The 25,452-nt window shown below is 43.6% G+C and carries 23 protein-coding genes, 1 tRNA gene, 1 rRNA gene, 1 other RNA gene and 1 other annotated feature; of the genes, 25 read left to right on the forward strand and 1 reads right to left on the reverse strand.

What is annotated here, in order from left to right; translation table 11 throughout:
- Nucleotides 1–2: 2 nt before the first annotated feature.
- From yaaA to gyrA, 5 genes are all read left to right on the forward strand, one after another.
- On the forward strand, nt 3–224 hold the full coding sequence (yaaA, locus tag HNR44_RS12645; RefSeq protein ID WP_184404653.1) for a S4 domain-containing protein YaaA: 222 nt from the start codon (nt 3–5) through the stop codon (nt 222–224).
- 44 nt (nt 225–268) lie between these two features.
- Entirely contained in the window at nt 269–1,387 is a 1,119-nt protein-coding gene (gene recF / locus HNR44_RS12650) for a DNA replication/repair protein RecF (protein WP_184404654.1), read from the forward strand.
- A gap of 205 nt (nt 1,388–1,592) precedes the next feature.
- The gene (gene remB, locus HNR44_RS12655) at nt 1,593–1,874 is read left to right on the forward strand and encodes an extracellular matrix regulator RemB (RefSeq protein WP_184404655.1); all 282 of its coding nucleotides are present in this window, start codon (nt 1,593–1,595) and stop codon (nt 1,872–1,874) included.
- 56 nt (nt 1,875–1,930) lie between these two features.
- Nucleotides 1,931–3,847 (forward strand): DNA topoisomerase (ATP-hydrolyzing) subunit B, encoded by a 1,917-nt coding sequence (gene gyrB, locus HNR44_RS12660; RefSeq protein WP_184404656.1) that lies wholly within the window; start codon nt 1,931–1,933, stop codon nt 3,845–3,847.
- Nucleotides 3,848–3,899: 52 nt separating this feature from the next.
- The gene (gene gyrA, locus HNR44_RS12665) at nt 3,900–6,434 is read left to right on the forward strand and encodes a DNA gyrase subunit A (protein ID WP_184404657.1); all 2,535 of its coding nucleotides are present in this window, start codon (nt 3,900–3,902) and stop codon (nt 6,432–6,434) included.
- A gap of 86 nt (nt 6,435–6,520) precedes the next feature.
- Here gyrA and HNR44_RS12670 read toward each other — a convergent pair whose 3' ends face one another.
- The gene (locus HNR44_RS12670; RefSeq protein WP_184404658.1) at nt 6,521–7,237 is read right to left on the reverse strand and encodes a YaaC family protein; all 717 of its coding nucleotides are present in this window, start codon (nt 7,235–7,237) and stop codon (nt 6,521–6,523) included.
- Nucleotides 7,238–7,417: 180 nt separating this feature from the next.
- Here HNR44_RS12670 and guaB point away from each other — a divergent pair, with 180 nt between their 5' ends.
- The 20 genes from guaB to HNR44_RS12765 form a co-directional block, all read left to right on the forward strand.
- Nucleotides 7,418–8,875 carry an IMP dehydrogenase gene (gene guaB / locus HNR44_RS12675; RefSeq protein ID WP_184404659.1) on the forward strand — a complete coding sequence of 486 codons (1,458 nt, stop codon included), beginning with the start codon at nt 7,418–7,420 and terminating at the stop codon, nt 8,873–8,875.
- Between the two features lie 207 nt (nt 8,876–9,082).
- Entirely contained in the window at nt 9,083–10,396 is a 1,314-nt protein-coding gene (locus HNR44_RS12680) for a serine hydrolase (protein WP_184404660.1), read from the forward strand.
- A gap of 84 nt (nt 10,397–10,480) precedes the next feature.
- Nucleotides 10,481–11,365 (forward strand): pyridoxal 5'-phosphate synthase lyase subunit PdxS, encoded by an 885-nt coding sequence (gene pdxS / locus HNR44_RS12685; RefSeq protein ID WP_184404661.1) that lies wholly within the window; start codon nt 10,481–10,483, stop codon nt 11,363–11,365.
- Between the two features lie 72 nt (nt 11,366–11,437).
- On the forward strand, nt 11,438–12,028 hold the full coding sequence (gene pdxT, locus HNR44_RS12690; RefSeq protein ID WP_184404662.1) for a pyridoxal 5'-phosphate synthase glutaminase subunit PdxT: 591 nt from the start codon (nt 11,438–11,440) through the stop codon (nt 12,026–12,028).
- A 5-nt stretch (nt 12,029–12,033) separates the two neighbouring features.
- Nucleotides 12,034–12,253: a binding site (T-box leader), on the forward strand.
- A 44-nt stretch (nt 12,254–12,297) separates the two neighbouring features.
- The gene (gene serS, locus HNR44_RS12695; protein WP_184404663.1) at nt 12,298–13,569 is read left to right on the forward strand and encodes a serine--tRNA ligase; all 1,272 of its coding nucleotides are present in this window, start codon (nt 12,298–12,300) and stop codon (nt 13,567–13,569) included.
- A 173-nt stretch (nt 13,570–13,742) separates the two neighbouring features.
- On the forward strand, nt 13,743–14,192 hold the full coding sequence (locus tag HNR44_RS12700; protein ID WP_184404664.1) for an Lrp/AsnC family transcriptional regulator: 450 nt from the start codon (nt 13,743–13,745) through the stop codon (nt 14,190–14,192).
- Nucleotides 14,193–14,400: 208 nt separating this feature from the next.
- Nucleotides 14,401–15,411: an ABC transporter ATP-binding protein gene (locus HNR44_RS12705; RefSeq protein ID WP_184404665.1), complete on the forward strand. Its 1,011-nt coding sequence runs from the start codon at nt 14,401–14,403 to the stop codon at nt 15,409–15,411.
- Nucleotides 15,386–16,411, forward strand: coding sequence for an ABC transporter ATP-binding protein (locus tag HNR44_RS12710; protein WP_184404666.1), 1,026 nt, complete (start codon nt 15,386–15,388; stop codon nt 16,409–16,411). Before HNR44_RS12705 ends, HNR44_RS12710 begins: the two co-directional genes overlap by 26 nt.
- 92 nt (nt 16,412–16,503) lie before the next feature.
- A complete protein-coding gene (locus tag HNR44_RS12715; protein WP_184404667.1) occupies nt 16,504–18,192 on the forward strand; it encodes an ABC transporter substrate-binding protein in 1,689 nt (562 codons plus the stop codon).
- Nucleotides 18,193–18,256: 64 nt separating this feature from the next.
- The gene (locus HNR44_RS12720) at nt 18,257–19,204 is read left to right on the forward strand and encodes an ABC transporter permease (protein WP_184404668.1); all 948 of its coding nucleotides are present in this window, start codon (nt 18,257–18,259) and stop codon (nt 19,202–19,204) included.
- A gap of 20 nt (nt 19,205–19,224) precedes the next feature.
- Complete coding sequence (gene opp4C / locus HNR44_RS12725; RefSeq protein WP_246407374.1) at nt 19,225–20,148, forward strand: oligopeptide ABC transporter permease; 924 nt, start codon at nt 19,225–19,227, stop codon at nt 20,146–20,148.
- 126 nt (nt 20,149–20,274) lie between these two features.
- Nucleotides 20,275–20,400, forward strand: coding sequence for a hypothetical protein (locus HNR44_RS18115; RefSeq protein WP_425489457.1), 126 nt, complete (start codon nt 20,275–20,277; stop codon nt 20,398–20,400).
- Between the two features lie 101 nt (nt 20,401–20,501).
- Nucleotides 20,502–20,594: transfer RNA gene (locus HNR44_RS12730), tRNA-Ser, on the forward strand.
- A gap of 76 nt (nt 20,595–20,670) precedes the next feature.
- A complete protein-coding gene (tadA, locus tag HNR44_RS12735) occupies nt 20,671–21,183 on the forward strand; it encodes a tRNA adenosine(34) deaminase TadA (protein WP_184404669.1) in 513 nt (170 codons plus the stop codon).
- A gap of 131 nt (nt 21,184–21,314) precedes the next feature.
- An RNA gene (gene ffs, locus HNR44_RS12740) (signal recognition particle sRNA large type) lies at nt 21,315–21,580 on the forward strand.
- Between the two features lie 209 nt (nt 21,581–21,789).
- A complete protein-coding gene (gene dnaX / locus HNR44_RS12745) occupies nt 21,790–23,538 on the forward strand; it encodes a DNA polymerase III subunit gamma/tau (protein WP_184404670.1) in 1,749 nt (582 codons plus the stop codon).
- Nucleotides 23,539–23,552: 14 nt separating this feature from the next.
- A complete protein-coding gene (locus tag HNR44_RS12750) occupies nt 23,553–23,867 on the forward strand; it encodes a YbaB/EbfC family nucleoid-associated protein (RefSeq protein ID WP_184404671.1) in 315 nt (104 codons plus the stop codon).
- A gap of 12 nt (nt 23,868–23,879) precedes the next feature.
- Nucleotides 23,880–24,476, forward strand: coding sequence for a recombination mediator RecR (recR, locus tag HNR44_RS12755; protein ID WP_184404672.1), 597 nt, complete (start codon nt 23,880–23,882; stop codon nt 24,474–24,476).
- Between the two features lie 183 nt (nt 24,477–24,659).
- Complete coding sequence (locus HNR44_RS12760) at nt 24,660–24,929, forward strand: pro-sigmaK processing inhibitor BofA family protein (RefSeq protein WP_184404673.1); 270 nt, start codon at nt 24,660–24,662, stop codon at nt 24,927–24,929.
- A 429-nt stretch (nt 24,930–25,358) separates the two neighbouring features.
- A 16S ribosomal RNA gene (locus HNR44_RS12765) occupies nt 25,359–25,452 on the forward strand; the annotation flags it as partial.

Genomic DNA, 25,452 nt, shown 5'->3' on the forward strand with positions numbered 1-25,452 from the left:
AAATGAGAGAAGAGATTCGGATCACTACACCCTACATCACCTTAGGGCAGCTTCTAAAAGAATCAACAATTGCTCCTACAGGTGGAATGGTTAAGATTATCCTTGCTGAATATACAGTCTTCGTAAACGATGAACGAGAGGAAAGAAGAGGGCGCAAGCTATACCCGGGTGATCGCGTAGACGTTGAAGAAGCGGGGGCATTTATCGTGGCCAAAAGTGATTAGAACAGAAATACCGTTTAGCAGTTTTTTTCAAAGGAGCGATGGGGTTGTACATTCGTGAGCTTTCAGTCAGCGGTTATCGAAATTTAAATGCAACTACACTCTCTTTTGAAAACAAAGTAAATCTTTTTCTAGGTGAAAATGCACAAGGGAAAACGAACCTAATGGAAGCTCTCTATCTACTTGCGTTTGCAAAGTCCCACCGAACCACCCGTGACCGGGAACTCATCACCTGGGGTGAAAATTTTGCACGTGTCCATGGCAATATCACCAAGAGACTAAGTTCTATTTCCCTTGATATTCAACTTTCAACACGAGGAAAAAAAGCTAAGCTCAATGGTTTAGAACAATCGCGACTAAGTGAATACATCGGCGCGATGAATGTGGTCATGTTTGCTCCCGAAGATTTGAATCTCGTAAAAGGCGGCCCGAAAATACGGAGGCGCTTTATTGATATGGAAATCGGACAAATCAGCAACGTATATCTTTATCAATTATCTCAATACAATCGCATTTTAAAACAGAGAAATCAACTGTTAAAAGAGACGGCACGTAAGCAAGAGAAAAAGGTACCTGTCTTGTATGACGTGCTAACAGAACAGCTAGCGGCTGCAGCGGCGGAAGTTGTTCAACGGCGGTTATCATTCATTGATCAACTTCAACACTGGGCTTCCCCCTTGCACGAAGATATTAGTAGACAGCTTGAGCAGCTTAGGATCGAATATGTGCCGAGTGCCCACGTATCATTAGGTTCAGACTTGTCGACACTGGAAAGTAGTTATGTAAATGCCTTTCAAGAGAAACAAGAACAAGAAATCCGGAGAGGATTAACATTAATCGGTCCTCACCGAGAGGATCTTGCAATCTACGTGAACGATCGTGACATTCAAACCTACGGATCTCAGGGACAACAAAGAACAGCTGCCCTTTCGTTAAAACTGGCAGAGATTGAGCTCATTACAGATGTAACCGAAGACCCTCCAATTCTATTATTAGATGATGTACTTTCTGAACTTGATGATTTTAGGCAATCCCATTTGTTAAATACGATCCAAGGAAAAGTACAAACGTTCGTTACCACGACAAATACGACCGGAATTGATCACGAAACCTTAAAGCATGCCAAAACATTTCATGTGAACGATGGGGAAATATTTACGAATTAACATAGTTATAGAATATGTTCTAAAAGACCAGGAAAACTTCTTTGATAAAGGAAAAGTATCTTTTCAAGGGAGTGCTTACCTACACACTCGCTTGCGTACTAGTATTCGAAGCCGATGCCTTTTCGACGACTCGGCTCTCTTTTGCCCTTCTTTGGAACCGTACTTTTAATCATAGATCAAGCATTTACGGAATGAGGTGTGTTTATTGTTTGTTCATATCGGTAGATATACAGTCATTCGCTCTAAAGATATTGTTGCAATCCTTAATTACGATATGCACGAGTGTTCATCGATCAACCAGCAATATCTTGAGGCGCAACAGGAAGAAGATATTGTAAGAATCACGGATGATTCGACAAAATCACTTGTCATTACAACAGATAAATTATATTATTCACCAATTTCATCGACAACATTAAAACGACGCTCGCAAACAGTACTTGAAAATCTAAACGATGAAGATAAGGAGAATATCCCTCAAGACTAATCCTATGATCGAACTAATCTCGATTGATTTTAATAGAATTGAAGAAGGTGAATAGATTGCCTATGGAACAACATTCGTATGATGCCAGCCAAATTCAAGTACTTGAGGGCCTAGAAGCTGTTCGTAAACGCCCGGGCATGTATATTGGATCTACAAACGAGCGCGGTCTCCATCATCTCGTTTGGGAAATAGTGGATAATAGCATCGATGAAGCGATGGGGGGATATTGTGATGAAATCAATATCGTAGTGGAAGAAGACAATAGCATAATAGTCACAGACAACGGTCGTGGAATTCCTGTTGACATTCAGGAGAAAGCAGGAAGACCAGCTGTAGAAGTTATTATGACTGTTCTGCATGCAGGTGGAAAATTCGGAGGCGGAGGTTATAAAGTCTCCGGTGGCCTCCATGGTGTAGGGGCGTCTGTTGTGAATGCTCTCTCCGAACACTTGGAAGTTGAAATCCATCGTGATGGTAAAATTTACTACCAAGATTATCGAGAAGGACTTCCACAACAGGATATCGTCGTTAAAGGAGAAAGTGAACGAACAGGGACGCGGGTTCACTTTAAGCCGGATTCAACCATCTTTACAGAAACAACCGAATATGATGCAGACGTATTGCTGACACGTATACGTGAATTGGCATTTTTGAATAAAGGACTTAGGATGTTATTTACAGACAAGCGTAAGGCAGAGGTGAATACGGTTGAATACTATTATGAGGGTGGAATTAAGTCCTTCGTTGAGTATCTAAATGAATCGAGAGACACCCTTCATGAACCTCCAATTTATATTGAAAGTGAAAAATCAGGCATCGAAGTTGAAATTGCGGTTCAATATAACGATAGTTTTACGAGCAATATTTATTCGTTTGCCAATAATATCAACACCCATGAAGGCGGCACCCACGAATCAGGTTTTAAAACAGGACTGACTCGTGCGATTAATAATTATGCACGTCGAAATCAATTGTTCAAGGATAATGATCCCAATTTAATTGGTGAAGACGTCCGTGAAGGTTTGACCGCCATTATCTCTATCAAGCTTCCCGATCCTCAATTTGAAGGTCAGACGAAGACAAAGCTGGGCAATAGTGAAGCACGAACCATCACAGATCAGCAGTTCAGTGATCATTTTGCCCGTTTTCTTTCTGAAAACCCTGATACTGCCAGAAAGGTGGTTGAAAAAGGGATTACTGCTTCTAGAGCGCGTGATGCAGCGAAGAAAGCCCGCGAAATGACCCGCAGAAAAAGTGCCCTTGAAGTCAGTTCATTACCAGGAAAGTTAGCGGATTGTTCATCACGGGACGCCTCGCTGAGCGAGATGTATATCGTTGAGGGTGACTCTGCCGGCGGCACCGTAAAACAAGGGCGTGATCGCCATTTTCAAGCGATCCTGCCATTACGGGGAAAAATATTAAACGTGGAAAAAGCAAGGCTTGATAAGATTCTAGCAAATAATGAGATCCGAGCCATTATTACTGCACTTGGAACCGGAATTGCTGACGAATTTGACCTTGCTAAGGCTCGGTACCACCGTGTCATTATCATGACCGACGCAGACGTAGACGGCGCACATATCCGTACGCTGATTCTGACGTTTTTCTATCGATTTATGCGACCATTGATTGAAAACGGCTATGTCTATATTGCTCAGCCACCACTCTATCAAGTGAAACAAAATAAAAAGGTTCGCTATATTCAACAGGAAAAAGATTTACAACCGCTTCTCGATGATTGGCCGGAGAGCCCGAAACCAGATATTCAACGATATAAAGGACTTGGGGAAATGAACGCCGATCAGTTATGGGAAACAACAATGAATCCAGAAGCACGAACCTTGCTGCAAGTGACCCTCGAAGACGCGATGAAAGCCGATAACGTCTTTGAAACGTTAATGGGCGACAGGGTTGAACCACGCAGAGAATTTATCGAAGATAACGCGGAGTATGTACAAAATCTCGATGTGTAGTAACGATTTCAAGATTGGGATGGGCTCGTGTGTAGAAATTGGAGGGTAAGGAATGGCAGATTACGAATCAAACATCCATGAGGTTAATATTAATCAGGAAATGCAGACCTCGTTTTTGGATTACGCGATGAGCGTCATCGTAAGTCGTGCACTTCCTGATGTTCGCGACGGGATGAAACCAGTACATCGGCGCATTCTATATGCCATGAGTGAGCTAGGAATGACACCGGATAAACCCCATAAAAAATCTGCCAGAATCGTCGGCGATGTTATTGGTAAATATCATCCTCATGGTGATAGCGCTGTTTACGAAACTATGGTGCGTATGGCTCAGGATTTTAGCTATCGCTACATGCTAGTTGATGGACACGGGAACTTTGGATCAGTGGACGGCGATTCAGCAGCAGCTATGCGGTATACAGAAGCACGTATGTCAAAAATATCTACTGAACTCGTTCGTGATATTAAAAAAGATACGATCGATTATCAAGACAACTACGATGGTGCCGAAAAAGAACCAGTTGTTTTACCGGCTCGCTTTCCAAGTTTACTCGTGAACGGGGCGTCCGGCATTGCTGTAGGGATGGCAACGAATATTCCACCGCATCAATTAGGAGAAGTGATTGATGCGGTGTTGGCCCTGAGTAAGAACCCCGACCTTAACGTTGAAGAACTGATGCACTATATCCCAGGGCCTGATTTTCCTACCGCAGGGTTGATTATGGGACGAAGTGGAATCCGAAAAGCCTATCAAACGGGTCGCGGATCGATTACTTTACGAGCAAAAGTCCACATTGCTGAACAAAAAAATGGCAAGGAAGAAATCATTGTTTCTGAACTTCCTTATCAAGTCAACAAGGCTCGTCTCGTAGAAAAAATCGCTGAACTTGTGCGCGAGAAGAAAATTGATGGGGTTACCGATCTCCGTGATGAATCAGATCGTGATGGCATGCGTGTAGTCATTGAAGTTCGTAAAGATGCAAATGCCAATGTTCTTTTGAACAACTTATATAAACTGACTACCCTGCAAACGACGTTTGGTTTCAATTTACTTGCGCTCGTTAATGGACAACCGCAAGTTCTTAATCTCAAGCAATGCCTGAGCTATTATTTACAACATCAAGTCGAAATCATCCGCAGGCGTACCCAATTTGATTTAAACAAGGCACAAGCCCGCGCTCATATTTTGGAAGGTTTACGAATCGCTCTTGATTATATCGATGAAATTATTGCTTTGATTCGAGGGTCAGAGACTACGGACATCGCACGTCAGGGATTGATGGATAACTATAGTCTTAGCCACGAACAGGCGCAAGCGATTCTTGATATGCGTTTGCAGCGCTTAACTGGTCTGGAAAGAGATAAGATTGAAAATGAATATAATGAACTCATTGAGCGCATTGCCGAGTTAAAAGCGATACTGGCTGATGATGAAAAAGTGCTTGAAATTATTCGTGAGGAATTAACAGAGATTAAAGATCGTTACAATGATGATCGTAAAACCGCCATTCATGCGAGCGAAAACACGATTGAAGATGAAGACTTAATCCCACAGGAAAACGTCGTCATCAGCATTACACATGAAGGATATATTAAACGGCTGCCTCTCACTACCTATCGAAGTCAGCGTCGTGGTGGTCGCGGCATCCAAGGTATGGGAACAAATGATGGAGATTTTGTCGAACATTTATTCACAACGAACTCTCATCAAACCATTCTTTTCTTTACGAACAAAGGAAAGGTTTATCGCTTAAAAGGCTATGAAGTACCAGAATTAAAACGGACAGCCAAAGGAATTCCGATTATTAATCTGCTCCAAATTGAGAAGAGCGAAGAAATCAGTACCGTGATTCCTATCGATGAATACAGTGATGACGCCTATCTATTATTTGCAACGAAGAATGGGATTACAAAACGGACCCCGTTATCTGCATATGCGAATATCCGTAAGGCCGGTCTCTTTGCCATCAATATACGTGAAGGAGACGAACTGTACGGCGTTCGACTCACTGATGGTCAAAGTGATGTGATTCTCGGAACGAAAAAAGCCATGGCCATTCGTTTTAAGGAGCAAGATGTACGTCTAATGGGAAGGACAGCCACAGGCGTAAAAGGAATCTCCTTGGACACAGATGATGAAGTTATTGGGATGGATATGGTGCAAGATGGGCAAGATGTCTTAACGGTAACCAATAAAGGTTTTGGCAAACGAACGGATGTCGAAGAGTACAAGGTTCAAAATCGGGGAGGCAAAGGACTGAAAGCCAGCTCACTTACCGATCGAACAGGTCATCTCATTGCCTTGAGGGTAATATCAGATGATTATGATCTTATGGTTATCACAGAAAAAGGAATCTTAATTCGCATTCAAGTCACTGAAATTTCTACTTTAAGCCGGTATGCTCAAGGTGTTACGTTGATTCGTGTTGATGATGATGAAGAGGTATCGACGGTGGCTCCAGTATCTACTGAAGAAGAGGACATGGAAGAAAGTGAAAAGGAAAGTTCTGATGAAGAGACTGTGACTGAAGAAGACGTCGCCGAAGCCGATGAAAAAAAGCCAGATGCAACAGATGAAGATGAATAAAGAGAAGCGACCTGGAAAGAGCCAGGTCGTTTTTTAGTTTATCTATATACACACGAATTTCTAAGGTTTGAAAGACGGGAAGCACATTATTCAAGTAACGTAAGTACTTCCCCAACGGTCAGATCTTCGCAGGCGGTAGGGAACTTTTCTATATAATGTTCAATAAGGGGCAAATCCGCTGAGGTCCTCTGGGCGATCAGCTCTCCCCACCATTCCGTTTCATAGCGATTAATCATGCTAAGGTTATACAACAACATATAATGGATTAATAATGGGGGAATTTTTGTTCCTGTTTTTTTTGATTGGAAACGTGGATCAACTCTAGTCATGTTAACAATGAATGGCAGCTGCAGAAAAAGACTTCCCATTTGAAATCGCTCTTCGTTCAGTGATTTCACGTGAAACATTTCCTGAAGCATGTGAGGGAAGAGACCATGTTTTTGGATTTTCACTTCGTCATCGATGAAACGATAATCTTTTCGCTTTCGTTTTCGTGTTGAGACCCCATGGGCAAGGACATTCGTCGAAGCAGGATATGTCGGATCATAGAGTAAAATGATAGCCTTCAGCAAATGGGTTAATCCATAAAATAGCAAAAGTGGTTGGGTGTGGAAAGGCAAACGATGGCTTTCCGTCAGTAGTGACCGTCCTTGTTGCCAACGGTGGAGGAATGGCAACGTATTTTGATAGGCATATTTTTTTGCCAATGTACCATGTCCCGGAAGCTCTTGATAGCGGTCACGAAGCTTTTTTTCCAAGACATCAGTGGCTGTGTACAGGTGAAAGTCCGTAAAGGAATGCATAATGAATTCCTCCTTCCCTAAAGCGAATACTAGTTAGAAATTTAGAACTTCTTCTAAAGCGACGATAATTAATGATCAATCGTGATAAAATAGGAGAAATACTTTAACGCAAGAACTACTGAATAATCTGCCCGTATTGTCTTATTGTTACACACATGAAATAGGAGGAAGGGTGAAAAAATGAGAGAGGACAAGTTTGGAAAACAGGGTTTGACCTTTGATGATGTTTTACTTATGCCTGCCAAGTCTGAGATTCATCCTCGTGAAGTGTCCATTCGAACCCAATTAACGGAGAAATTTCCTTTAAACTTGCCGATTTTGAGTGCCGGGATGGATACGGTTACTGAAGCAGATATGGCTATTGCGATGGCAAGAGAAGGCGGGTTAGGTGTCATTCATAAAAATATGGCGGTTGAAGAACAGGCGGAAATGGTCGATCGTGTCAAACGCTCCGAAAGTGGCGTAATCACGAATCCATTTTTCCTTACCCCAGATCGCCAAGTCTACGATGCGGAACATTTAATGGGGAAATTTCGAATTTCCGGAGTTCCGATTGTCAATGATGAACAAAAGCTCGTCGGGATTCTTACCAATCGTGATCTTCGATTTATTGAAGATTATGCCATCACGATCGATGATGTTATGACCAAAGAAAATCTTATTACTGCTCCAGTGGGAACTACCCTAACAGAAGCAGAAAAAATATTGCAGAAGCACAAAATTGAGAAATTGCCCCTCGTTGATAAAGACATGTTCTTAAGGGGATTAATTACGATTAAGGATATAGAAAAAGCGATAGAATTTCCAAAATCTGCAAAAGATCACCAAGGTCGTCTCCTCGTCGCAGCGGCTGTTGGTGTTGCGCATGACACACAAATAAGAATTAAAGCACTTCTGGAAGCAGGTGTAGATGCTCTTGTCATTGACACTGCTCATGGGCATTCACGCGGTGTACTCGATCAAGTAAATCGTATTCGTGAGGAGAACCCTGATGTAACATTAATCGTAGGAAATGTAGCGACGGCAGCAGGTACAAGGGATTTAATAGAAGCAGGTGCTGATATTGTTAAAGTAGGGATTGGTCCTGGCTCTATTTGCACAACCCGTATTGTAACAGGCGTTGGAGTTCCCCAAATTACAGCTGTATACGATTGTGCACAGGAAGCGGAGAAACATGGTGTGCCTATTATTGCCGATGGCGGTATCAAGTATTCTGGAGATATCGTGAAAGCCTTAGCAGCGGGTGCAAGTGCTGTTATGCTTGGCAGTATGTTGGCAGGCGTTTCTGAGAGTCCAGGAGAAACAGAGATCTATCAGGGCCGTCAGTTTAAGGTGTATCGTGGGATGGGTTCGATGGGTGCGATGGAAAAAGGCAGTAATGATCGTTATTTCCAGGAAGGGAATCAGAAGTTTGTCCCAGAAGGCATTGAAGGTCGAACCCCTTATAAAGGTCCGCTGGCAGAAACGCTTTATCAACTTAGCGGTGGCATTCGTGCAGGTATGGGCTATTGTGGTACGGCTGATTTGGATGTGCTGCGTGAGGAAGGCCAATTTGTACAAATAACAAGCGCTTCTTTAAAAGAAAACCATCCTCATGATGTGCAGATTACAAAAGAGTCTCCGAATTACAGCGTGTAACACGCGATCGGCACTCGAAGGCTATCCCTTCTTAAATGAATCGATTCTTTAGTCTTTTAGAGCATTTCCCGGGAAATAATCCGTGGAAATGCTCTTTTGTTTCGACAAAAACTCTGGTAAATAAAGACAAATGTTTTCTATATTTTCAAAGATAACTATGATAAAATAACGTCAATGTAAATACCACCGTGGAGGTGCCAAGAGAGAGTGAAGAATCATAAAAGTGGTTTTAAATGGACGAGTATATTTATAGCAGCAGTGCTGTTTGTCGGATGGACTACAGCACCTGCCCAAGGTCAGGCTCCTGATGTTGAAGCAGAAGGCGCTATTTTAATCGATGTGGAAAGCGGAAAGATTTTATATAATGATAACATCGATACGATGTTGCCGATGGCGAGCATGGCAAAAATGATGACTGAATATCTCGTGAATGAAGCAGTTGAAGAGGGAGAACTAAACTGGGATGATGAAGTGATGATCAGTCAAGAACTTGCCGATTTATCGCACAACCAGCAGTTGTCTAATGTTTTTTTACGTGAAGATGTACCTTATACAGTGCAAGAGTTGTATGAAGCAATGGCGATCTATTCAGCTAATGCTGCCACTATTGCATTGGCTGAAGCGGTCGCTGGTTCGGAGACAGCTTTCGTAGAACGCATGAATGAAAAGGCGGCTGAATTAGGGATCGAGGAGTATCAATTCGTCAATTCAACGGGGTTAAATAATTCCGATATGCAAGGGAATCATCCGGAAGGGACACCAGCGGATGGGGAGAATATGATGACGCCGCGGGGCACTGCTCAACTTGCGTATCATCTCATCCAGGAATACCCAGAGGTATTGGATGTTACAGGTACAGAACAAATGCTGTTTAGAGAAGGCGATGAATTAGATGAAATAACCATGAGAAATTGGAATGAAATGTTGGCGGGCTCCGGATCCCCATATGCGTATGAAGGTGTTGACGGTATAAAAACGGGGCAAACAGCAGCAGCTGGCGCTGCATTTACAGGGACGGTTGAGCAAGACGGGACACGTTTATTGTCCGTTGTCATGCGTACAGCAGATATTGAGGCCCGTTTTAACGAAACGGAAAAATTGTATGACTATGGTTTTGAGGCTTATTCCTGGGAAGAAGTGATTTCTGAGGGCGAACAGAATGAAGAAATATCCGAACTGCCTGTGCCTAATGGCAAAGAACAAGAAGTTAGCATTGAAGCTGGTTCTCATTTAACCATGCCGATTCTTGAGGATGAACAGGATTTATATACGACCTCGGTAACGATTTCAGAGGATGTGTTAGATGAAGATGGGGCGTTGAGTGCACCGCTTGAGGCCGGTGAAGAAATAGGCTATATAGAGCTCGATTATGAAGGGGAGCACGAAAAATCATACCTTACCGATAACATGGAAAAAAGTGCTACCGTACCTATCATTGCCTCTGAAGATATCGACCGTGCCAACTGGTTTGTGTTGTCCATGCGCGGAGTCGGTGATTTTCTCTCAGGACTATGGGGTTGACATTGGTTGGTGCCTGGATTTCATAGACGTAATTCCTAATTAATGTTACTATAATAGAAAGATAATGGAGCGGAGGGAGAAATATTGGCAGATACAGGTACAGATCGAGTTAAAAGAGGAATGGCAGAGATGCAAAAGGGCGGCGTCATCATGGACGTGGTCAACGCGGAGCAAGCAAAAATTGCTGAAGAAGCAGGAGCCGTTGCCGTTATGGCGCTTGAGCGGGTCCCTTCAGATATACGAGCAGCCGGTGGCGTAGCCCGAATGGCTGACCCTGATATTTTAGAGGAGGTCATTGGAGCGGTAAGTATTCCTGTTATGGCCAAAGCCCGTATTGGCCATATTGTGGAAGCGCGTGTCCTGGAAGCTCTCGGTGCTGATTATATTGATGAAAGCGAAGTACTCACACCTGCTGACGAGGTGTATCATATTGATAAAAACGCTTATACGGTACCGTTCGTCTGCGGTTCACGTGATTTAGGGGAGGCGCTTCGGCGTATTGGCGAAGGCGCAGCCATGATTCGGACGAAAGGGGAACCTGGCACGGGAAACATTGTGGAAGCAGTCCGTCATATGCGCATGGTTCAATCCCAGATTAAGAAAGTCGTAGGGATGTCTCGCGATGAGTTAATGACGGAGGCAAAGAATTTAGGGGCCCCTTACGAACTCCTCCTTTCGATTCAGGAAAATGGCAAGCTTCCTGTCGTAAACTTTGCTGCTGGCGGGATTGCTACTCCAGCAGATGCAGCTTTAATGATGTCACTTGGATCCGATGGGGTATTCGTAGGTTCTGGTGTATTTAAATCGGAAGAGCCGCAACGATTTGCAAGAGCAATTGTTGAAGCTACGACTCATTATGAAGATTATGAACTGATTGGCCAGCTGTCTAAAGGGTTAGGTACAGCCATGAAGGGTATTGAGATTTCCAATATCCCAGAGCCGGAACGTATGCAAGATCGAGGCTGGTAAGCCTAACACTTCATTCATATTTTTGTCGCCCTTTATAAAGTACGTTTATAGATAGAGCGGAGGTGAGAGCAGATGGTAAAAATCGGGGTGCTTGCTCTTCAGGGAGCTGTACGGGAACATGCAAAAATGCTAGAGAGCGAAGGAACGACAGAGGCGATCATTGTTAAAAAAGCAGAACAACTCGATGAGCTTGATGGGCTTGTGTTGCCTGGTGGTGAGAGTACAACCATGCGCCGGTTAATTGATTTATACGGTTTTAGGGAACCACTCCAAAAATTTGCAGATTCCGGAAAACCCATCTTTGGGACGTGTGCTGGCTTGATATTAATGGCCAGACAAATCGTCGGTGAAGAAGAAGGTCATCTGGCTCTCATGGACATGACGGTGGAGCGGAATGCCTTTGGCCGTCAAAAAGAAAGCTTTGAAACTGAATTGGATATGAAGGGGGTTGCTGAGGACCTTCTCGCTGTTTTTATTCGCGCTCCTTTGATCTCAGAGGTCGGTGCTTCTGTTGAGGTTCTCGGTACCCATCGGGATGAAATTGTCGCTGCACGCCAGGATCAATTTCTCGCATGCTCGTTTCATCCTGAACTAACAGACGACCATCGTTTTCATCATTATTTTGTTGAGATGGTGAAGAATACGAAGGCTGCTTTAGTATAAAAATAAACAAAACGATGACGGACAATAGTACTCTCAATTGTTTGCACAGAGAGCCGGTGGTTGCTGTGAACCGGAGAAGCATATGGGAAGAATCCAGTCCTGAGTGGAAGGCTGAACATAGTAGTAAGTCTTCCCGCCGGCCGGCGTTAAGGTCTTTGAGTCGGTCTGTGTTTCTTGTGAAACATAGGCAACGAGGGTGGTATCGCGGATCTATCCGTCCCTGTTTATACGGGGGCGGTTTTTTTTATTTTTAAAAGGAGATGATAACGATGCTTGATATCAAGTATATTCGCCAAAATCCAGAAAAGGTAAAAAAACAATTAGCAACAAGGGGAACGGATGCTGCAGAAGTAGAACAGGTACTTTCCCTGGATCAACGGCGTCGGGACTTGATCGTTCAAACGGAAGAACAAAAGCAGCGCCGGAATGAAATCTCAAAGCAGGTGGCAGAGAAAAAGCGTGCCCAAGAGGATGCAGATGATTTAATTGCCCACACGAAAGAAATTTCACAGGCGATTAAGGATTATGATGAGGAATTGCGTGAAGTCGAGGAAAAATTGCAGGGTGTAGTACTTACTTTACCCAACCTTCTTCATGATTCGGTTCCTAAAGGGGAAAGTGAAGAAGAAAACATTGAGGTAAAACAGTGGGGGACACCGCGGGCGTTTGCTTTCACACCAAAGGCACATTGGGATTTAGCTCATGACCATGACATCCTTGATTTCGAACGAGCCGCAAAAGTAACAGGAAGCCGCTTTACGTTTTACAAGGGAGCGGGTGCCCGCATGGAAAGGGCACTTATTCAATACATGATGGACGTTCATGCGGATGAGCATGGATACACGGAAACTCTTCCTCCGTATATTGTTCATCGTGACAGTATGGTTGGTACCGGGCAATTGCCGAAGTTCGAGGAGGATGCCTTCGGCCTCGAAGGAAACCCTTATTATCTCATCCCAACTTCTGAGGTTCCGGTTGTCAATCTCCATCGTGACGAAATTCTAAATAGCGATGATTTAAATATGAAATATGTAGCCTATAGCGCTTGTTTCCGAGCAGAAGCCGGTTCGGCTGGTCGTGATACACGCGGGTTAATTCGCCAACACCAATTTAGCAAAGTTGAGCTCATCTGGTTCACGAAGCCGGAAGACTCTTACGAGGCCCTTGCAACGCTTACAGAGCATGCCGAAAGAATCCTTCAAGAATTACAATTACCTTACCGCGTTCTTGACCTCTGCTCTGGTGATATTGGTTTCTCCGCTGCAAAAACATACGATCTTGAAGTTTGGCTCCCGAGCTATGAAGACTATAAAGAAATTTCTTCATGCAGTAACTGTGAAGACTTCCAGGCAAGACGAGCCAATATCAAGTTTAAACGTGAAGTAAAAGGCGCTTCCGAATTCGTGCACACGTTAAACGGGTCAGGGCTGGCACTTGGTCGCACCGTTGCCGCGATTATAGAAAACTATCAAGATGAAGATGGAAGCATCCGTATTCCAGAAGTATTGCAGCCCTATATGGGTGGAAAACAAAGTTTGTAAAAATAGAGTCCCGATCTTTGTGATCGGGGCTTAAAATTTTTTCAAAAAAGTGATTGATCTTACGAATCTGAGAAAGTATAATCATTTTACAGTATTTTTACGAATTTATTAAAAAAATACAATCCTCAGGCGTCATCTGGTAGGAAATAAAAAGAAAACGATGGGATGCTGCTATGGAATTGGACAAGACCGACTTTAAGATTTTAGCAAAGCTACAGGACAATGGAAAGTCCTCCTATAGTGAAATTGCACGTGTAATTAACGTCAGTGAAGGTACCGTACGCGCTAGGATTAATAAGATGTTAAAAGAAGAAGTGTTTGAATTTATTATTCACATGAATCCAAATAAAATTGGATTACACGTACAGGCCATTATTGGCTTAGAAACAAAACTAGGGTTGCAAGATCACATTGCCTGCCAATTAAAAACACATCAATCTGTTCGTTTTATCGGTGCTTTTTCAGGTAAACATGATTTGATTATTCAAGGCTATTTTCGGGACAATGAAGAATTAGTATCATTTGTGAACGAACAGCTAGCAAAAATTGAAGGAATTATTAGTGTAGATGTAAATGTGGAGTTAAAACAGTATAAAGATACGTTTTCATACATTGATACATGAAAAACCTACGAAATGACATCATTACATCGTGATAAAGTCAAAAAATTAATAATGAATGATTGAATAATGTCTCTAGGTTCTTTAGAATGAGTTTAGTCTTAGGGGGCTTCTACTTATACAAGGTGAAATATTACATACGATATTCCTGAGCGTAAAATCCATAAACACATACATGATCTAACACTAGGCCAAACGGGGTGGATAGTTGATGAGTGAAGATACAGTTCTCGATGTTCGGCATTTGAAAACGTCTTTTTTTAGTAAAAAAACAGAATTGCCTGTCGTTGATGACGTTAGCTTTTCGGTGAAAAAGGGGGAGACGCTTGCCATTGTTGGGGAATCGGGTTCAGGCAAAAGTATGACGTCTCTATCAATTATGCGGCTGGTACCCTCTCCAAATGGTAAAATTGTTGGCGGGGAAGTGTTTTTTAACGGTAAGGACTTGGTGCAGCAAAATGATAAAACCATGTATAAGGTGCGCGGCAATGATATTTCAATGATATTTCAGGAACCGATGACTTCCTTGAACCCTGTTTATACGATCGGTGAACAAATTCGAGAACAACTCATCTATCACCAAAAGATTTCAAAACGTGAAGCTCATCAAATTGGGATTGAAATGCTACAGACCGTTGGTTTTTCACGTGCCAATGACATTATGAAGGATTACCCTCACCGTTTGTCGGGAGGAATGCGGCAAAGGGTTATGATCGCTATGGCACTTAGCAACAATCCGAAATTATTGATTGCTGATGAACCGACAACAGCATTGGATGTAACAGTACAAGCCCAGATCCTCGATTTAATGCGGAAACTTTCAAAAGAATATGACTCGGCGATTATTTTAATTACCCATGATCTTGGGGTTGTCGCGGAGTTGGCTGAACGGGTCGTAGTCATGTATGGCGGTCAAGTCGTTGAGGAAGCTTCTATTGAAGATATTTTCGATGACCCTCTTCATCCGTATACAGAAGGTTTATTGAATTCAATCCCGAAAATCGAAGGTACTCAGGAACGGTTGGATTCCATACCGGGGACAGTTCCTACCCCAGATAATTTACCTGTCGGTTGTAATTTTGTGACCAGATGTCCGTACGCGATGGAGATCTGTAAGCAGGAAGAACCGACCTTAATTGATAAAGATTCCAGCCGGAAAGTTCGTTGTTATTTGCACGAGGAGGGAGTCAAAAACCATGGTCAACAACATAGAAGTTCTTGAAAGAGGACCGGAGAAATCCACTCTTGAGCAAGAAAAAATTCTCCAAATTGACAACCTTAAAAAACATTTTCCAGTTAAGTCAGGTGTGCTGCAACGAACAAAAGGACACGTAAGAGCCGTTGATGGCATTAACTTTTACATAAAAAAAGGTGAATCATTTGGCCTTGTCGGGGAATCGGGATGCGGGAAATCAACCGCAGGTCGGACGATTATGAGATTGTATGAACCGACGGAAGGAAAAATAACGTTTGACGGCGAAGACATCTCTACGCAAAAAGAAAGACATCTTTTTAAATTACGGCGGGAAATGCAAATGATTTTCCAAGATCCATTTTCTTCATTGAACCCACGGAAAACCGTCGGCTCAATGCTGGTGGAACCGCTAAAAGTACATGGTTTGTACAAGGGGAGCAAAGAACGAAAGGAGAAATGCCAGGAAATTATGAGTCGGGTAGGGCTCAATCCGTCATTCCTTAACCGTTATCCCCATGAATTTTCCGGGGGGCAAAGACAACGAATTGGGATTGCAAGAGCACTTGTTTTGGAACCTAAAATGATTGTAGCAGATGAGCCCGTATCAGCCCTTGATGTTTCGGTCCAGTCCCAAGTTTTAAATTTACTGGATGATTTACAAGTTGATTTTGATTTAACGTACTTATTCATTGCTCACGATTTAAGTGTGGTGAAGCATTTTTCCGACCGCATTGGAGTCATGTACCTTGGTAATATGGCTGAAGTTGCTGAAAAGACTGATTTATATGACGATCCGCTTCATCCTTATACGCAGGCGTTACTATCTGCAGTTCCGCGTTCCCATCCGCGGGAACGAAAACGAGAGCGGATTTTACTCGAGGGAGAATTACCGAGTCCAGCTAATCCGCCGAACGGTTGCGTCTTTCATACGCGTTGTCCGCATGTGATGGATCATTGTAAGGAAATTGAACCTAAGATGCAGGAGGTAAAACCTAATCACTATGTCGCTTGTCACTTATATGAATAGATTTAACTCTACCTTGGGCTGGGAGGGATGCTTTTACAACTGGTGTATTCATTTTGCATTCATAACTTAATTTTTTACAAGGGGGATTTCTAGTGGGTAAGAAAGCGTATTGGTTGTTTTTATCAATGGTATTGGCTCTAGGGCTAGTGCTTACAGCATGTAACGGTGGTGGAGAAGACGTAGACACAGAGGGCGGCGATGATGCTGATCCAGCTGGAGAAGATGAAGGCGAGGACGCAGCAGAGGATGAAAACGGTGAGGCGGCTGGTGAGCCGCAAGAGGGCGGGGAGATTATTATCGGTCAACCCGGAGAACCTAATAATCTGCATAGTGCTTATGCTTCAGACACACAATCCACGGACATAGTAAGAATGATACACGCCGGAGTACTTCGTTATAATGAAGATATGGAGATGGAGCCGGATGTTGCGGCAGAGATGCCTGAAGTCTCAGAGGATGGCCTTACGTATACAATTGAATTACGTGACGATGTCTATTTTCATGATGGTGAACAATTAACGGCCGATGATGTTGTCTTCACGTATGAAGTTTTTTTAGACGATGATTATACTGGTAATAGGATCACGCAATTTGACAGAGTAGATCATATAGAAGCCACGGATGAATTTGAGGTAACGATTGAGCTTAGCGAACCGGATGCAGCGCTAGAAGCTTCCGCACTTGGTTTTGAAATTATGCCGGAGCATATTCTTGGAGATGTAGCGGCGGATGAACAAGAAGATCATGAATTCTCCACTTCTGATGCAGTCGTGGGTGCCGGGCCTTTACAACTAGCGGAATGGGATCATGGTACGAGCCTCACACTTGAAGCGCATGATGAATACCATGGCGAAGGCCCATACTTGGATACTGTTACATTAAGATTGGCTGAGGATGCGAACGCGATTCTTGCCATGTTGCAAGCGGGTGAAGTCGATCATGCTAATATCCGTCCACAAGACTTAGAGACAGCGGAAGCCATAGATGGCGTGACGGTGGTGGCAGAAACAGGGTACAACTATAACTATATAGGATGGAATCATGATCGACCACCATTTGATGATCCGGGTGTACGTCGCGCAATGACAATGGCAATAGACCGTGAAGCCATTATTGATGGAGTTCTCCAAGGCCACGCGGAGATTGCTCACTTCCCTCATCACCCGATGAGTTGGGCATATAGTGATGATATAGAAGAGGTTCCTTATGACCCGGAAGGTGCTGTAGAGTTACTGGAAGAAGCAGGATTTGAACAAAATGAAGAAGGTCAAATGGAATATGAAGGTGAGCCTTTCTCGTTTGAACTTTTAACGAATCAAGAATCTCATGCACGTGTGGACTGGGTGGTTGTGGTTCAGGACATGCTCGCTGACATTGGTATCGATGTGCAGACGGATACGATGGAGTTTGGAGCTTATCTTGATAGGATCCAACCACCAAACTGGGATTTTGATGCGATTGCTGGAGCATGGAGTTTAGGCATTGATCCAGATCCTGAACCTTTATGGCATTCAGATAATTATGAACAAGGACAGAATAATATTCATTATAATAGCGAAGAATTTGATGAGTTAGCGGAAGATAATCGCAGCTTTGTTGATCAAGATGAACGTGCAGAAGCAATACAAGCAGCATATGCTCAAGTGACTGAAGATCAAGCTTACACATTTATGTATTATCCAGATATCCACCAAGCACACATTGATGAAATACAAGGTTTCCAAATGTCTCCTAGGGGTGATTATTTCCGCATTGAAGAATGGTGGGTAGAAGAAGAGTAAAGTCTTTTGGAAAAGCAGGGGCAGGCCTTGCCCCTTCTGCTTTTTACATAAAGGAGATCTTAAGATGACAGCATATATTATCCGGCGTATCCTCATGACGATTCCAATTCTAATTGGTATATCTATTATATCGTTCGGCATTATGCAGTTTGCCCCTGGGGAGCCCACAGCCTTGGATCTCGACCCGAATATTTCACCTGAAGATCGAGAGGCCCAGTTGGAAGAAATGGGATTAAATGATCCAATACCCGTTCAGTATTTGCGTTGGGCAGGGAACATATTACAAGGGGATTTGGGAAGTTCATTTATAACAAATCGAGATGTAGCTACAATGATTACGGAACGTTTGCCGAATACACTCGTCTTAATGATCACTTCGACCGTTATGACGATGGTAGTCGCAATTCCAATTGGAATTGTTTCAGCGATTCGACAGTATTCTAAAAGGGATTATGTGTTTACATTTGCTTCATTTTTCGGTGTATCGATTCCAAATTTCTGGTTGGGACTAATGTTAATCATCTTTTTAAGTGTGCAATTAGGCTGGTTTCCGGTTGGTGGGGTTGGTACCCTAGGTGGAGAATTTAATCTCTTCGATCGTTTGCATCATTTGCTTTTACCCGCACTTGTTCTTGCAACAGCAGATATGGCTCAGATGACTCGTTATACGCGGACGAGCATGCTTGAAGTGAAAAATCAAGACTATGTTCGAACAGCGCGAGCGAAAGGCTTCAAAGAAGGTAAGGTCGTTTATAAACACGCCTTACGTAACGCATTAATGCCTTTAATCACGATGTTTGGATTATTGTTGCCGACTTTTATCGGTGGTTCCGTTGTCGTTGAGCAAATATTTACTTGGCCAGGGATCGGTCAGTTATTTCTCGATAGCACTTTTCAACGTGATTACCCGGTGATAATGGCGTTAACGATGTTTGGCGCTGTACTTGTCGTTCTCGGCAACCTAATCGCCGATATTCTGTATGCGGTTGTTGATCCACGCATTGAATATTAAGGAGGGAGTGGCAAAACCCAATGGATGAAAATCAAATGAAACAAGAAGTAAAGCCGCCCCCTCAGGTTACAGGAGCAGAGACGCTAGGTAAACACGAGTCTATGCTCAGTATTATTTTAAAAAAGTTTTTTCAGAATAAGCTTGCAGTTATAGGTTTAATTATGCTTACGATCATTATTAGTAGTGCGATATTTGCACCGTGGCTCGCGACACATGATCCGAATGCTACTTCGACACTCGATCGCCTGGCTCCCCCCAGTGCGGAAAACTGGTTAGGGGCAGATCATTTAGGACGAGATATCTATAGTCGGATGCTTTACGCCGGTCAAATGTCGCTATGGGTTGGTTTTGCTGCGATGCTTAGCGCGACAACAATCGGTGTGGTTGTGGGATCGGTTGCTGGTTATTTTGGCGGTTGGATTGATGGTGTACTAATGCGAGTTGTCGACATTATTATTTCTTTTCCAAGTATCTTTCTCTTAATCACTATCGTTTCTGTCTTTCGGCCAAGTCCTGAAATGCTTATAATTGTATTTGCCATCTTAAGTTGGACGGGGACAGCAAGAATTGTGCGGAGTGAATTTCTTTCCCTAAAGAAACGTGAGTTTGTTTTAGCTGCGCAGACATTAGGTCTACCAAAACGAAGAATTATTTTTGGTCATATCTTACCGAACGCCATAGGTCCAGTCATCGTGGCTGCAACACTTGCTATTGGTGCTTTTATTATCACGGAATCCACCCTTAGTTTCCTTGGGCTAGGAATTAGTCCACCGACGGCAACCTGGGGGAATATGCTTTCTGATTCCCAAGATTTAACGGTTTTCTTAACTGCGTGGTATTACCCGCTCTTCCCTGGATTAATGATCTTTATCACCGTACTAAGTTTCAACTTCGTCGGTGATGGTTTGCGAGATGCATTGGATCCAAGGGTGGTAGAAAAATAATGATGAGAAGCGTAGGTTTTGACTACGCTTCTTTACCATAACTCCGTGGGCGTTATTGATCCTGATGGCTTTTGAGTGAAAAACAGTTCTTAGATAAATAGCTTAGTGAACGGCTCCAAAAAATGGATGGGTTTTCGAAATGTCGCCATTTATGATTATCAGCGGATGCAGTTACCGATCCTACAGGCGATTATTGAGGAGCATCTCCTTGATTTTATTGATTTTGCAGCAGAGATAAGAGGTCATTTATGATAAATTTCTTGAGCTTTGGTTCTAAAAAATTGCTTGATGGCCTTGCATTTGTTTTCAGAACATGCTAAGATATTTTTTGTCAGTGGGAGATAAATACATACGGAGGAGTACCCAAGTCTGGCTGAAGGGAGCGGTCTTGAAAACCGCCAGGGGGTTAACGCCCCGCGGGGGTTCGAATCCCTCCTCCTCCGCCATTAATAATGTAATCAAGCACGCAGCTCAATGAATGAGGTGCGTTTTTTCATATCTTAAAGATAAAGGGCGTTTCATATGGATCAAGCGGAAAAAGATGAACGATATATGAAACTGGCACTTGTGGAGGCTGAGAAAGCCGAAGCTGAAGGTGAGGTGCCGATTGGTGCAGTGATTGTACATAAAGACGAGGTAATTGCACGTGCTCATAACCGGCGGGAGCAAGAGCAGCATATCTTTACGCACGCGGAATGCATAGCGATGTATACCGCGAGCAAGGTCATTAATTCCTGGCGGTTAGAAGAATGTACGCTGTACGTAACGTTGGAGCCGTGTGCGATGTGCGCAGGCGCAGCCTTGCAGTCACGCATCCCCCGTGTCGTTTTTGGTGCGGCAGACCCAAAGGCCGGGTGCACGGGTACACTGATGAACCTCCTGAATGACAACCGGTTTAATCATGTTAGTGAAGTCACAGGTGGGGTGTTGGAAGATGAATGTAGCGTGTTATTATCGTCCTTTTTTCAAGAGCTTCGGAAGAAGAAAAAGGAATCGATCAGTAATTACAGGGAGAATGGAGAAGATGAAATTTAGGACGTAATGGATGACGAATCATAATATCTTGTTAAAAAGGTTATTTAGACTTCACCTCCATTTAATCTTGGAATAATCGATTTACGTACGCCTGTTGATTTGTAGTTTTCTATATTGTATACTGAAGTTTGCCGTGCTAAGCGGGGAGGTAGCGGTGCCCTATACTCGCAATCCGCTAGAGCGAGGCCGAATCCCTTCCCCAGGTTTGCATATTGTAAGGTCTGCCCTTTGTAAGTGGTGTTGACATCCGGGTTCCGTGCAACGGGAACCCGTGAACCCTGTCAGGTCCGGAAGGAAGCAGCAGTAAGCGGGATCTTCCGTGTGCCGCGGAGGCGCCTGGATCGAGCTAACTGCTTAGGTAACGCTTATGATATGCTTATCGAAGGAAGGTGCACGGCATACATAACTTGAGTAAAAAAACCCCTGCGCAAGGGGTTTTTTATATGCTATATAAGAAGCAAAAAACGAACAGTAATTTTTGAATAAAGTCCCAGGAGCCCTAGCTGTTCCATCAGATCTTTTCATTTTGAAAAAGCTCTCTGTAAACAGTATAATAAAGGTAAGTATGATCGCTCGATGCCATGAGATAAGCAGGGGGGGCTTTTGTTGAGTTATCAAGCGCTATACCGAGTTTGGCGTCCTCAACGTCTCGAGGATGTTTCTGGTCAAAATCACATTACGCAAACGTTGCACAATGCGCTCAGGCAGCAAAAGTTCGCCCATGCCTATTTATTTAGTGGACCGAGAGGTACAGGGAAGACGAGTGCAGCTAAAATTGTCGCTAAGGCGATCAACTGTGATCATGCACCTGTAGCTGAACCTTGTAATGAATGTGAAGCTTGTAGAGGGATTCAATCGGGTTCAGTTGTGGATGTGATTGAAATTGATGCAGCTTCCAACAACGGTGTCGATGAAATTCGCTACATACGTGACAACGTGATCGCAGCGCCGCGCGATGTTCGCTACAAAGTGTATATCATCGATGAAGTGCATATGCTTTCCACGGGTGCTTTTAATGCGCTTTTAAAAACGTTGGAAGAGCCTCCTGCTCACGCGGTTTTCATTCTAGCAACGACCGAGCCTCATAAAATCCCTCTTACTATTATTTCCCGGTGCCAGCGTTTTGATTTCAAGCGGATTAGTGGGGAAACCTTGGTGGCCCGTATGAAACAGATTATTGCTGCAGGAGATGTGGAGGTTGAGGAAGAAGCACTCCACTTTATTTCTCGGGCAGCTGAAGGTGGGATGCGGGATGCACTGAGTTTGCTTGAGCAGGCCATTTCTTTTGCTGAGTCAGAAGTAACCGCATCTGATGTTTTTGCGATTACTGGCGCGGTTTCGCAATCTTTTCTGGCTTCCACAGTGTCGGCGCTTATGGAGCAGGATGCAAAGGAAGCCGTGCAGGCGGCCGATGCTTTGATCCGTGAAGGTAAGGATCCATTGCGATTTATGGAAGATATAATCTATTACTTGCGAGATCTATTGCTTTATCAAACGGCACCGGACGTGGAGGAGCTTTTGGATCGTGTGCAAGTGGATAACACCTTCCAATCCCTTGCTGACCGGATCAAGGCAAATTGGGCGCACCAAACGATTGACATGCTCCATGAAGAGCTTAGGGAAATGAAAGGATCATCCCATCCTAAGATTTTTCTAGAAATGGCTGTCATCCATATTTGTCAACGAGAAGCCGTGTCTTCGACGAGTGCAACTGATGATCGGCAGGTTCAGGAACTGGCAGAGCAAGTGCAAACCCTTCAAGAAAAAATACGTGCTCTTGAAAATCAGCAAGGGGGCGATCAAGAAGGGAAGGGGACCTCTGCGGAGGTCTCGCAACGGCCTCAAGGTGCACCTCGTGAACGATCATCCTCTCCAAATGCCGGGAGCGGTGCAGGTGTTAAACAAGCCAAAAAATTGTTAGGCCATGCTTCAAAAGAAGAGCGGATGAAAATTGAGTCGCGTTGGGGAGATACGTTGCAAACGGTCAAAAAAGAAAGTGTGCCTGCCCATGCCTGGTTGAATGACGCAAAGCCTGTTGCAGCGACAACGGATGCAGTTCTACTTGTTTTTCAAAATGAAATGCATCGTGGCATGATTGCTGATAAATTTAAGACGTTGACAGAAAGTGCAATCGCGAATAACAATGATCATAGTTATCAAATCTTGACGATTATCAAGCAGGACTGGGATGAGCTTAAAGAAGCGTACCGAGGAAAGCAACAGCCAGAGGCAGAGCAAACACCTTCTACAGAAGCGGAAAGAACGCAAGAGGAGGACCCTCTGATTGCGGAAGCAAGAAAGCTTGTTGGCCCAGATTTAATCGAGGTCATGGATGATCCAAATTTGAAATCTTAAAGGAGGCAAAACGTATGAAGAATATGGGTAACATGATGAAGCAAATGCAAAAAATGCAAAAGCAAATGCAGGAAGCACAAGAGGAATTGAAAGAAAAAACTGTAGAAGCAACGGCGGGCGGGGGCGCCGTAAAGATCGTTGCCTCGGGTGATAAACGTATCGTTGATGTTGAAATCGACGAAGAAGTTGTCGATCCTGAAGACGTCGATATGCTGCAGGATTTAATGTTAGCAGCTATAAATGAAGTTATGGGCAAAGTAGATGAACTTGTGGAACAGGACATGGGTAAGTTCACGAAAGGAATGAACCTACCACCTGGAATGTTTTAGGAGGCATGAGGCGTGCAATACCCTGCTCCGATATCAAAACTCATTGACGGCTTCATGAAGTTGCCGGGTATTGGCCCGAAAACAGCAAGCCGCCTTGCTTTTTATATACTCAATATGAAGGAGGACGATGTACTCGATTTCGCTAAAGCACTTGTAAATGCGAAACGTGATCTGACGCATTGTTCTACCTGCTTTTATATTACCGATCGAGATCCATGTATCATCTGTGATGACAGCCATCGCGATCGTTCTGTTATCTGTGTAGTTGAAGATTCAAAAGACGTAATGGCGATGGAAAAAATGCAGGAATACCAAGGATTGTACCATGTTTTACATGGAGCGATTTCTCCGATGGACGGTGTTGGCCCAGAAGATATTCGTATCCCTGAGCTTATTAAGCGTCTGCAAGACGACACTGTACAGGAGGTAATCATCGCTTCCAATCCCTCTATTGAAGGTGAGGCTACAGCCATGTACCTTTCTCGTATGATTAAACCAACAGGGATACGAGTGACACGACTCGCTCATGGATTACCCGTTGGAGGGGATCTGGAATATGCCGACGAAGTCACCCTTTCAAGAGCGGTTGAAGGAAGGCGTGAATTGTAGGTTATGAAATACTTGACTCAGCTCATCCGCTATTAAAAAGAAAAATTACAGCCTCCCCATTTAATTGCAAACGGAGAGACACGTGTTAATGAAGGAATAGGTGAAAGAAAGACTTGTCTATTTTAGGCAAGTCTTTGTAATCCCAAGCATATAGATATTGTAAAAAGCTTGGGAGGCGATAACATGGATCCGGTTCTTATTGTCGCTGCAGTTGGTCTTGGCGTCTTTGTATTGATGTTTCTAGGCGTTCCAATAAAGCCGTTTCAATGGTTGGGGCATGGTGCTGTACGAATGATGTTAGGTGCCCTTGCATTATTTTTGATTAACTTATTCGGAAATCTTGCTGGCTTGCATATGCCGATTAATCTATTCACCTCAGCTGTCGCTGGATTTTTAGGAGTTCCAGGTGTTTTCATGCTGTTTGCAGTACACTTTTTGGTGCTCCCAGGTTAACGATAAAAAAATGGACGGGATTACCGTCTTTTTTTAATATGTTTTATTACTGTTTAACTAAAGGAAATAAAGTAATAAAAAATCGTAAATAAACCCTTGCATAATTAAAGCGTAGATGATAAATTATAAATCCGTCGCAATCACACCGGTCTTATTCATCAAGCCAACGGGGTGAACCAATCATTGAAATCAATGGTTGACGACAAAAAAGCGGCGTGTTAAATTAGAATTCGCGTCATTGAGGAAGGCATTTAAGCCATTCATCAACACATTGAAAAATTTCTTCTTGACGCCATGGAGATTCTGTGATAAAGTATAAAAGTCGCCATTTGGGCGGCGAATCAATTGCCCTTTGAAAACTGAATGAAAGCAAAGCGAAGCAAGAAAGAAGCCAGCGCGAGCACACCCCCGTGTGCGAGCGGAACCATTATGATGGAGAGTTTGATCCTGGCTCAGGACGAACGCTGGCGGCGTGCCTAATACATGCAAGTCGAGCGAACCCGGGGTGCTTGCACCCTGAGGG

The sequence above is a fragment of the Geomicrobium halophilum genome, assembly GCF_014207655.1.
Classification (GTDB): domain Bacteria; phylum Bacillota; class Bacilli; order Bacillales; family Marinococcaceae; genus Geomicrobium; species Geomicrobium halophilum.